At 67.9% G+C, this 10,175-nt stretch carries 9 protein-coding genes and 2 pseudogenes; 7 read left to right on the top strand and 4 right to left on the bottom strand.

Annotated features, from left to right (window positions below; genetic code table 11):
* Nucleotides 1-292 (top strand): annotated as a pseudogene (locus G3N99_RS27470) (acyl-CoA dehydrogenase); the annotation flags it as partial.
* A 16-nt stretch (nt 293-308) separates the two neighbouring features.
* Here G3N99_RS27470 and G3N99_RS27465 read toward each other — a convergent pair.
* A complete protein-coding gene (locus tag G3N99_RS27465; protein ID WP_206123970.1) occupies nt 309-1,130 on the bottom strand; it encodes a hypothetical protein in 822 nt (273 codons plus the stop codon).
* A 213-nt stretch (nt 1,131-1,343) separates the two neighbouring features.
* On the opposite strand from G3N99_RS27465, the gene zigA reads away from it, so the two are divergent.
* From zigA to G3N99_RS27440, 5 genes are read left to right on the top strand one after another with little or no spacing between them, the layout of a single operon-like run.
* Nucleotides 1,344-2,552, top strand: coding sequence for a zinc metallochaperone GTPase ZigA (gene zigA / locus G3N99_RS27460; RefSeq protein WP_206123969.1), 1,209 nt, complete (start codon nt 1,344-1,346; stop codon nt 2,550-2,552).
* A 58-nt stretch (nt 2,553-2,610) separates the two neighbouring features.
* Nucleotides 2,611-3,531: a GTP cyclohydrolase FolE2 gene (gene folE2, locus G3N99_RS27455; RefSeq protein WP_206123968.1), complete on the top strand. Its 921-nt coding sequence runs from the start codon at nt 2,611-2,613 to the stop codon at nt 3,529-3,531.
* Nucleotides 3,525-4,103: a 6-carboxytetrahydropterin synthase gene (locus G3N99_RS27450; RefSeq protein WP_206123967.1), complete on the top strand. Its 579-nt coding sequence runs from the start codon at nt 3,525-3,527 to the stop codon at nt 4,101-4,103. The genes folE2 and G3N99_RS27450 overlap by 7 nt, the downstream gene beginning before the upstream one ends.
* Nucleotides 4,103-4,663: a carbonate dehydratase gene (locus G3N99_RS27445; RefSeq protein WP_089433370.1), complete on the top strand. Its 561-nt coding sequence runs from the start codon at nt 4,103-4,105 to the stop codon at nt 4,661-4,663. The genes G3N99_RS27450 and G3N99_RS27445 overlap by 1 nt, the downstream gene beginning before the upstream one ends.
* Nucleotides 4,664-4,666: 3 nt before the next feature.
* A complete protein-coding gene (locus tag G3N99_RS27440) occupies nt 4,667-6,043 on the top strand; it encodes a dihydroorotase (RefSeq protein ID WP_206123966.1) in 1,377 nt (458 codons plus the stop codon).
* Here G3N99_RS27440 and G3N99_RS27435 read toward each other — a convergent pair.
* A complete protein-coding gene (locus G3N99_RS27435; protein ID WP_011353935.1) occupies nt 6,040-6,504 on the bottom strand; it encodes an Lrp/AsnC family transcriptional regulator in 465 nt (154 codons plus the stop codon). The two genes, G3N99_RS27440 and G3N99_RS27435, sit on opposite strands and share 4 nt — an antisense overlap.
* A 154-nt stretch (nt 6,505-6,658) precedes the next feature.
* On the opposite strand from G3N99_RS27435, the gene G3N99_RS27430 reads away from it, so the two are divergent.
* Nucleotides 6,659-7,288, top strand: a complete 630-nt coding sequence (locus G3N99_RS27430) for a LysE family translocator (protein WP_206123965.1) — start codon at nt 6,659-6,661, stop codon at nt 7,286-7,288.
* A gap of 98 nt (nt 7,289-7,386) precedes the next feature.
* Here the strand turns inward: G3N99_RS27430 and G3N99_RS27425 are convergent, their stop codons facing one another.
* Together G3N99_RS27425 and G3N99_RS27420 are read right to left on the bottom strand one after the other, a co-directional pair.
* Entirely contained in the window at nt 7,387-9,156 is a 1,770-nt protein-coding gene (locus G3N99_RS27425) for a YadA family autotransporter adhesin (protein WP_206123964.1), read from the bottom strand.
* A gap of 386 nt (nt 9,157-9,542) precedes the next feature.
* Nucleotides 9,543-10,046 (bottom strand): annotated as a pseudogene (locus tag G3N99_RS27420) (transcriptional regulator); the annotation flags it as partial.
* Nucleotides 10,047-10,175: the final 129 nt, after the last annotated feature.

Raw genomic sequence — 10,175 nt, 5'->3', positions numbered from 1 at the left:
CGCGTTGCAGCGTGCGTGGACGCGGCAGGATGCGCTGACGGCGGACGAGCGCGCCGAGGTGGCGCTCGCGGTATCGGAGGCGAAGATCGTCGCGCAGCGCGCGGCGCTCGAGAACGGCGAGGCGCTGTTCGACGCCTGCGGTGCACGCGCGACGGCCGCGTCGCTCGGCCTCGACCGCTTCTGGCGGAATGCGCGCACGCATACGCTGCACGATCCGCTCGACTACCGGCTGCGCGACGTGGGCCGGTTCGCGCTGGCCGGGGAATTGCCGCCGGCGTCGCTCTATACGTAAGTGAGCGCGCGTTCCGTCACTGATCGACGGTAGGCAGGGGTTCCGCCGGCACGGCGACGGGGGCGGGTGCGAGCGCAGGCTGGCTGGCCGGCGGTGCGCCGCCCTCCACGCCGGCGCGCTTGAACGACACCAGCTCGTTCGAATAGCGCGCGTTCCGCATCCCGTTCGCGTCGTAGTACTCCTCGACCGACTTGACCCAGCGGCCTACTGCCGGCACGTACCAGAACGCCTTGTAGGTCTTGCCGGTCTGCTCGGCCGTGCCGTTGTTGCGGCTCTGCATCACGATCGTCGAGCCACCCGCGTTGCGCGATACGCCCGACGTGATCGATTGCCCTGGCGCGGGTTGCGCCTTCCAGGTGCCTTCGGCCTCGATCTTGATCGCGTCGAACTTGCCGCCCGCCACGGTGACGGTGTCGGGGCCAACGACCTTGTAGTGCGTGTCGTACGCCTCCGACGCGTGCTGCGCATTCGGGTGCGACTCGCTGTACTTGACCGTCCACGTCTTGCCGGCCGTCAGCGGAAACGCCAGCGGACGATTCACCACGGTTTCCGTGCCGTTGACGCTGCGCGAGCGGCTCCAGTCCGCATCGACGATCAGTTCACGCGGCGCCTGCGTCGCGCCGCTCTGTTGCGTTTCGACGTAGATGTGCTCGGACGTCGTGCGCTGCACGGAAATCTGGTCGCGCGTCTGGCGCCAGCCGTTCGGGCCGATTTCGACGGTGTTGATGTAGGTCCAGGTATCGCCCGGCTTCAGCGCCGGGGGCGCGATCGATTGGGCGAGTGCGACGCCGGGCAGCGCGGCGCACAGTGACAACGCAGCAAGTATTTTCGTTTTCATGGTGTGAGGGGGCCATCGGTCTCGCCGGGAAGCTTATCAACCACACCTTTCAATCGGCATGCCGTGCGCGGTGCCGCCGAGTCGAACCGGCGGCCCGGCGGGATCGTGAATCGCCGCCGCATGACCGGCCCGCTGGACGTCCGAAATGATATGTTATATCGTTTCGATACAATATATCATTCTCTCCTCAACGTCCTCGACCGGAATCGCCCGATGCGTACCGCACTCCAACCGTCCACGCGGCTTCCCGTGACCGTCCTGTCCGGCTTCCTCGGCGCCGGCAAGACGACGCTGCTCAACCACATCCTCAACAATCGCGAGGGCCGGCGCGTTGCGGTCATCGTCAACGACATGTCCGAGGTCAACATCGACGCCGCGCTCGTGCGCGACGGCGGCGCGGGGCTGTCGCGCACCGACGAGAAGCTGGTCGAGATGAGCAACGGCTGCATCTGCTGCACGCTGCGCGAAGACCTGCTGATCGAGGTCGACCGGCTCGCGCGCGAAGGGCGGTTCGACCAGCTCGTGATCGAATCGACCGGCATCTCGGAGCCGCTGCCGGTGGCCGAGACGTTCACGTTCGAAGGCGAGGACGGCCGCAGCCTCGGCGAAGTCGCACGGCTCGACACGATGGTGACGGTGGTCGACGCGTTCAATTTCCTGCGCGACTACGCATCGCGCGACAGCCTGCAGTCGCGCGGCGAATCGATGGGCGAGGAAGATGCGCGCACGGTGGTCGATCTGCTGATCGACCAGATCGAGTTCTGCGACGTGATCGTGATCAACAAGATCGACCTGATCGACGCAAGCGCGCGCGAGCGGCTCGTCGCGCTGCTGCGCGGCCTGAATCCACGCGCACGGATCGAGATCGCCGAATTCGGCAAGGTGCCGCTCGAGCGCGTGCTCGACACGGGCCTGTTCGATTTCGAAGCGGCGTCGCGCGCGCCGGGCTGGCTGCAGGAGATGCGCGGCACGCACACGCCCGAGACCGACGAGTACGGTATCCGCAGCTTCGTCTATCGCGCGCGTCGGCCGTTCCATCCGCAGCGTTTCTTCGATCTCGTCGAAAGCGAATGGCCGGGCGTCGTCCGCTCGAAGGGGTTCTTCTGGCTTGCCACCCACCCGACCGTCGCCGGCTCGTGGTCGCAGGCCGGCGCGGTTGCGCGGCACGGGCCGGCTGGCTACTGGTGGGCGGCCATGCCGCCCGAGCGCTGGCCGCAGGACGCGGAAGCCGTCGCGCAGATCCGCGCGCGCTGGGACGAGCACGTCGGCGATGCGCGGCAGGAACTCGTGCTGATCGGCATGGACATGGACGAGCCCGCGCTGCGCGCGCGCTTCGACGCATGTCTGCTGACCGACACGGAGATGGCCACCGGCCCCGAACACTGGACCACGTGGGACAACCCGTTTCGCGACTGGCCCTGACTTGAACGCGCTTCCTGCATCGATCCGGATGGAGAAGGCGCTCCACCGGATTCCGAGCATGAACGCACCCCTTCCCGATATTTCCCTGACCGATGCCGCACCGGGCGGCCGCCCGCTCGAATGGGTCGGCATGCAGGGCATCGACCTGCCCGTTGCGGTGGCCGAGCCCGGCTGCCGGCGCGACGTGCATGCGCGCGCCGACGTGCAGGTCGATCTGCCTGCGCCGCACGTGAAGGGCATCCACATGTCGCGGCTGTACCGGCTGCTCGACGGGCTCGACGACGGCGCGGCGCTGTCGCCGGCCGGCCTTCGGCATGTGCTGCACGCGATGGTCGACAGCCATCGCGACTGCGACACGCGCAGTGCGCGGCTACGGCTGCGCTTCGACTTGCTGGCGCGTCGTGCGGCGCTGGTGACCGACGGGCTGGCCGGGTGGAAGGCCTACCCGGTTCGTGTTGATGCGACGCTGACCGGCTCCAGTTTCGAGCTGCGCGCGCAGGTGACGGTCGACTATTCGTCGACGTGCCCGTGCTCGGCCGCACTGTCGCGGCACTGGGTCGAGCAGGCATTCCTGGCGGCGTTCGGCCGCGACGTTCGTGTGGAACCGGCGGCAGTCGCCGCGTGGCTGAAACGGCACGCGACGGCGGCCACGCCGCACAGCCAGCGCAGCGAAGCCATCGTCAGCGTGGGGCTGCCCGCCGATGGCGCGACGCTGGGGCTGATCGACCTGATCGATCGCATCGAGCACGCGCTCGGCACGCCGGTGCAGACGGCCGTCAAGCGCGCGGACGAACAGGCGTTCGCGGTGCTGAACGGCGGAAACCTGATGTTCGTCGAGGATGCCGCCCGCCGGGTCCAGGCCGCGCTGGACGGCCACCATGCGAACCCGCGCGTGCACGTCCGCCATCTGGAAAGCCTGCATCCGCACGATGCGGTGGCCTGGGCCGCACCGGTTCGCGAAGGCGTCGACGCATGCTGATCCGCAAGCTGTTCCGGTTCGAGAACGCGCACATCGTGCGCGGCTGCAGCACGCGACGCTGCTCGCATTCGATCCACGGCCATTCGTATCGCGTCGAGCTGCTGCTCGAAGCGCACGCGCTGGATCACGGGCAGATGATCTACGACTTCGGGCTGCTCAAGGGCGACGTGCGCGACCTGATCGACGCGTTCGACCACGCAGTGACGCTGTGGTCGCATGACGACCCCGGCTATGTCGAGAGCATGCGCCGGCATTCCGAGCGCTGGGTGCTGCTGCCCGTGTCGCCGAGCGCCGAGCAGTTCTCGCGCGTGTTCTTCCGCCTCGTCGACGCGGCATTGGCCTGCACGCGCATGTCGAACGGCGAAGCCGACGTGCGGCTGCATTCGATCATCGTTCACGAAACCGAGACCGGTTACGCGCAGTGTTTTCGCGACGATGCGTTCAACCCGCGCATGGGCCGCATCGACCTGGACGACATCGTGTTCGCGCCGGCCATCGCCGGACAGTGGCGCGATCCGGGCCTGTTCGAGCGGATCAAGCGCGGCCGTCCCATTTCAAGGCAGGAATCCTGATGATCAGAAAGAACCCGCGCGGCGACCTGCCGCAGATCCACCCGAGCGCCTTCGTCGATCCGACCGCCATTCTGTGCGGGCTCGTGATCGTCGAGGAGAACGTGTTCATCGGCCCGTACGCGGTGATCCGCGCCGACGAAACGGATGCCGGCGGCCGGATCGCGCCGATCGTGATCGGTGCGCATTCGAACATCCAGGACGGCGTGGTGATCCATTCGAAGTCGGGCGCGAGCGTCACCATCGGCCAGCACACGTCGATCGCGCATCGCGCGATCGTCCACGGGCCGTGCAAGGTCGGTAACGGCGTGTTCGTCGGCTTCAACAGCGTGCTGTTCAACTGCACCATCGACGACGGCTGCGTGGTGCGCTACAACGCGGTCGTCGACGGCTGCCACCTGCCGCCGGGCTTCTACGTGCGCTCGACCGAGCGCATCGGGCCGGAAACCGATCTCGCCGCGTTGCCGCAGGTGACGGCCGACGCAAGCGATTTCTCCGAGGACGTCGCACGCACGAACAATGCACTGGTGCTGGGCTACAAGCACATTCAGAACGAGTTCTGAGTCATGGACGAGCCCATCCGAAGCGAAGGGGGCGCGAGCGACGCGCTGAAGCGACGTCACGCCGACCTGCTGGTGCACGGCGGCACCGTGATGACGCCCAACGGTGCCGAGCGGATCGACGTCGCGTGCGTGGACGGCCGCGTCGTCGCGCTGGGCGCGTTGCATGGCACCTGGAGCGCCGAGGTCGTGCTCGATGCGGGCGGGCTGCACGTGCTGCCGGGTGTCGTCGACAGCCAGGTGCATTTCCGCGAACCAGGCTTGACGCACAAGGAGACCCTCGAGGCCGGCACGCGCGGCGCGGTGCTCGGCGGCGTCACGACGATCTTCGAGATGCCCAACACGCATCCGCTGACGCTGACCGCGCAGGATCTGCAGGCGAAGCTCGATCTCGCGTGCGGCCGTGCGTGGTGCGACTACGCGTTCTACATCGGCGGCTCGGCCGCGAATGCCGAACGGCTGCCGGCGCTCGAAAACCTGCCGGGCTGCGCGGGCGTGAAGGTCTTCATGGGCAGTTCGTTCGGCGATCTGCTGGCCGACGACGAAGCCGTGTTGCGCCGGATCGTGCGCAACGGGCGGCGGCGCATGGCCGTGCACGCGGAGGACGAGGCGCGGCTGCGCGAGCGCCGGGCGCTCGTGGAGGCGAGCGGCGACGTGCGCGATCATCCGCGCTGGCGCGACGAGGAAAGCGCGCTGGCCGCGACGCGGCGCATCGTCGGGCTGGCTGCCGAAGCGGGCCGCCGGCTGCATGTGCTGCACGTGTCCACCGCCGGGGAAATGGCGTTCCTCGCGCGGCACCGGCATCGCGTGACGGTCGAGGTCACGCCGCATCACCTGAGCCTGCACGCGCCCGATTGCTACGAGCGGCTCGGCACGTTCGCGCAGATGAATCCGCCGGTGCGCGAGCGGCATCATCAGGACGCACTGTGGCAGGCCGTTCGCGATGGCGTGGTCGACGTGATCGGCAGCGATCACGCGCCGCATACGCGCGATGAAAAACGCCGGCCCTATCCGCAGTCGCCGAGCGGGATGACGGGTGTGCAGACGCTGCTGCCGCTGATGCTCGATCACGTGCATGCGGGCCGCCTGAGCCTCGCACGGCTGGTCGACCTGACCAGTGCCGGGCCGGCGCGCATCTTCGGGATCGCGGGGAAAGGGCGGATTGCGTCGGGCTACGACGCCGATTTCAGCATCGTCGACTTGCGCGCGCGCCGGATCATCCGGGACGAATGGATTGCCAGCGTGAGCGGCTGGACACCCTATGACGGGTGCGCGGTCACCGGCTGGCCCGTGCATACGGTCGTGCGCGGTCAGGTCGTGGTGCGCGACGGTGCGCTGAACGGGGAACCGGCAGGGCAGGCCGTGACGTTTCTGGATGCCTAGATCGGCAGGCGAACCGTCTGCTTGATGCGCTTCAGGGGAATCTCGGTTTCGACGTTGCGGACGCCTTCGATCTGCGTGAGCGTCTCCATCTGAAAGCGCTGGTAGTCGTCGAGATCGCGCGCGATCACGCGCAGCAGATAGTCGTAGCTGCCGGCCATCAGATGGCATTCGAGCACTTCCGGCGCTTGCTCCATTTCGCGCGCGAAGCGTTCGACGGTTGTCTTGTCCTGGCGTTCCAGCGTGACGCGCACGAACGCGGTGAATCGCAGGTCGACGGCAGCCGGGTTCAATAGCGCGACATAAGCGTCGATCACGCCTTGTTCCTCGAGCAGATGAACGCGGCGCAGGCATGGCGTGGCCGACAGCCCGGCCTGTTGCGCGAGTTCGGCATTCGTCTGGTTCGAATTCCGTTGCAATGCACGCAGAATGCGCCGGTCGATCGCGTCCAGTTTGATTGGCATTTTTTACTACCAAAATCTTGAAAACTAGAGATTAGCTCCAAATCGACGATTTCATGTAGCCAAATACGCATCCAATCTCCACGGAAGGGCGCCGATAATCTGACGACCGGCCGGGTGATTCTCGTCCGCCGGCTACCCCTTCAGGAGCGCTCTCATGTCACATCTATCCTGGCTGCCATTCATCGCAACGTCGCTTCTGATCATCGTCACGCCGGGTCAGGACATGGTGCTCGTGATGTCGCGCACGCTGTCCGGCGGCACGCGTGCGGGCCTCGTGACGGCCGCGGGCGTCAGCGTCGGCCTGCTCGTTCATACGATGCTCGCGACGCTCGGTCTGGGCGCGCTTCTTCAGGCATCCGAATGGCTGTTCACGGCGCTGAAGGTGATCGGCGCGCTGTATCTGCTGTACCTGGGCATCGCGTTGCTGCGGTCGTCGGGCGAACTGACGCTCGCGAGCGGCCGCGACGGTGTGCAGACATCGCGGCTTCGCACGTTCGCGCAAGGCGCGCTTTCCAACGTGTCGAATCCCAAGGTCGCGCTCTTCTATCTGGCGTTCCTGCCGCAATTCGTGCCGGCGGGCACCGCGCATCCGATGCTGTCGCTGTTCGTGCTGGGCACGACGTTTGCCGGCCTGACGTTTCTCGTCAAGGGGCCCGTCGCACTGTTCGCCGGTCTGCTGTCGGCGTCGATTCGCCGCAATCCGAGCATCCTGACGCGCATGCATCGCGTCAGCGGCGTGGTCCTGCTGGGGCTGGGCGTGAAGCTGGCGCTCGAGCGTCGCTGATCGCCGTGACCTCGTACGCGTGCCGTCGACGCGATTGCGCCGACGGCACGCTTCCCGGCGTCGGGTAAAGCCGCCCGACGCTTCACGGCCCACGCCGATTACCAGCGATAGCCGACGCCTGCACCCGCGCCGAACGAGCCGTGGCCCGACACGGCCGTCGTCACCGAGCCCTTGACCAGCCATTTCGTCGTCGCGAAGGAAAGACCGACCGCCATCGCGCTCTGACCGCCGTACGTGCCGCCGCCGAGTGCGACGACCTTCTCGCCGGGCAGCACGGCTTGCGGCATGTTGGCCATCGCGATCGCGCTCGCCGTGCCCGCATCCGCGTCCTTGCGGTACTTCGACATTTCCTCGCGGACCGAGTTGATCGCGCCGTTCAGCTGGCGCACGTTCACGCCGTCCGTCGGCGCGGTGCCGTCGGCCACGTTGGTCAGCTGGCGCTCGGCGCCCGGTGCGCCGATCGACACCGTGTTGTCGCGCGACGCGACCGAATTCGCACCCAACGCGACCGCGTTGTTTGCCGGTGCCTGGCTGTTCGCGCCGATCGCCGTCGAATTGTTGCCGGAGACGTTCGAGCCGGTACCGATCGCCGTGCTGTTCGTTCCCGTGACTTTCGAGTTCGTGCCGGTGGCGGTGCCGTTCGCCGCCGTGACCGTCGCGTTCGTGCCGGTTGCCGTGCCGTTCGCCGCGGCGACGGTTGCGTTCACGCCGATCCCCGTGCCGTTGTCGCCCGACACGTTCGCGCCGTTGCCGAGCGCCGTGCCGTTCGTCGCGCTGACCGACGTGTTCTTGCCGATCGCGGTGCCCGTGCTGTCCGCCACCGTGCCGCTCGGGACGCTCGACGAAATCTTGCCGACGGTGTTCGTCAGCGTGGCCAGATTATTCGTCAGCGTGGACACCTGGCTGGCGATCGAGAAGAGCTGCGAGCCGTTGACCGCGTCGGTGCTGGTCGCGCTGATCGCGCCGGCCGCGACGTTGACGATCTGGCGCTCGGCGCCGGCGCTGCCCACGCTGACCACGCCGACCGGCGTGCCTGCGAAACCGCTATAACCGACACCGTTGAGCGTCACGCTGCTGACGGTGGTCGCCGCACGCGTGGCCGAGTTCGCACCCAGCGCCACGGAATTCGCGTCGGCCGCGTTCGCGCCTTCGCCGATGGCCACCGCATTCACCGCGGATGCCGTTGCACGGGCAATCGCGACGCTGCCGGTCGCGGATGCCGAACTGTCGACGCCGAGCGCGACCGCATCGGCTACGCCGGCGTTGGCCTGGAAGCCGAGCGCCGTGCCGCCGGCCGCGCTGCTGCCTTTGCCGATCGCGGTCGAAAAGGTCGTGGTGGCGCTGGCGCCCTGGCCGACTGCCGTCGACTGATCCACGGCGAATGCGCCCTGACCGAATGCCGCGGCCGTGGCGCCGTTCGCGACCGCGCCTTCGCCGACTGCCGTCGCGTTGAGGCCGGTCGCGGTGGCAAACGCGCCAACCGCCGTTGCATGATCGCCGGTCGCGACCGAATTGCCGCCGAGCGTCGTCGCTTGCGTGCCGGTCGCGACGGACTGCCGCCCGATCGCGACGGTTTCGCTGTACGCGCCGGTCGACGAACCCGAATCGGCGACGGCCGACGGGCCGATCGCGATGTTGTCGCAGCCCCGTGCCGTGGCCTGATACGTGTTGGTGCCCGAAATCGCGATGTTGTCCGAGCAACCTGCCACGGTATCGATCGAATTCCCGTTCTGCACATAGGAGGCCCGCGCCGGCGCGGAAGCCGTGAAGGCGACGACTGCTGCGCTGACGGCGATGGCCAGCGCCGCTTTCGACTTCGCCGGCACGCGCTGCGCCGGGTTCCCCAACCCTCGATGATTCTTGTTCATGTTGTTCCTAGGCTCGATATGAAATTGTGTTGTGGCTAGCGTGTCCGTCTCACGATTTCCCTATCGCATTGGTTCGAGTACGATCCGATTGAAAAGATGTACTAAACAAATTTGACATTCGACGGAGTGAATCCGAGGGGGAAACGGCGCAGGTGCGGCTGCGTTGCTTGACGTGACCCGGCACGCTCGCGCGTTCCGGATCGGCAACCTGAGATGCGACGACGCATTCTGATCGGACGCGCCGGGGCCCAGGTTTGCCGTAGCGGTCGATCTCTATGCTTCAGGGGAAATTCGTCTGGAGAAAAGCGCGCCGACTACCAGCATGGCAGCGGCGGCACGAAAGCCGGCGTCCGAGCGCCGGCCTCCGTCAAGCTGGGTAGCGCGCGCTACTGCGCCGGCAACGCGTCCGCCAGCGCCCGCATTGCTTCCACCGTCTCCGGGTTTGCCGGAAAGAACGCCTCGATCGCGAGTTCGGACAGCGTCACGTCGACCGGCGTGCCGAACACCGTCGTCGTGCTGAAGAACGTCAGTTCGCCGGCTGCCGTGCGCAGCCGCAGCGGCACCGCGATATCCGCAAAGTCGGTGCGCGCATGGGTGTCGTCGGGCTGGCCGTCGGGCGCCGGATACGCGGCGAGTTCGTCGCGCAGCGTGTGCAGCGTGCGGTCGCCGCTCACATCGATCTGCCGCTGCAGCCGATGCAGGATGTGCGCGCGCCATTCGTGCCAGTTGACGATCTGCGATGCGAGCCCGTCCGGATGCAGGCTCAGCCGCAGCACGTTGACGGGCGGCTGCAGCAGCGCCGGGTCGGCCTGCGCGACCAGCGCGCCGAGCATCCGGTTCGCGGCGAGCAGCGTCCAGTGGCGGTCGACGGCGAGCGCCGGATAAGGTTCGTCCCCCCCCCCCCCCCCCCCCCCCCCCCCCCCCCCCCCCCCCCCCCCCCCCCCCCCCCCCCCCCCCCCCCCCCCCCCCCCCCCCCCCCCCCCCCCCCCCCCCCCCCCCCCCCCCCCCCCCCCCCCCCC

Source organism: Burkholderia sp. Ac-20392 (genome assembly GCF_017104585.1).
Taxonomy (GTDB): Bacteria; Pseudomonadota; Gammaproteobacteria; order Burkholderiales; family Burkholderiaceae; genus Burkholderia; species Burkholderia lata.
Note: the sequence above shows the minus strand (reverse complement) of the source record. Positions and strands in the feature narration are given on the sequence as shown.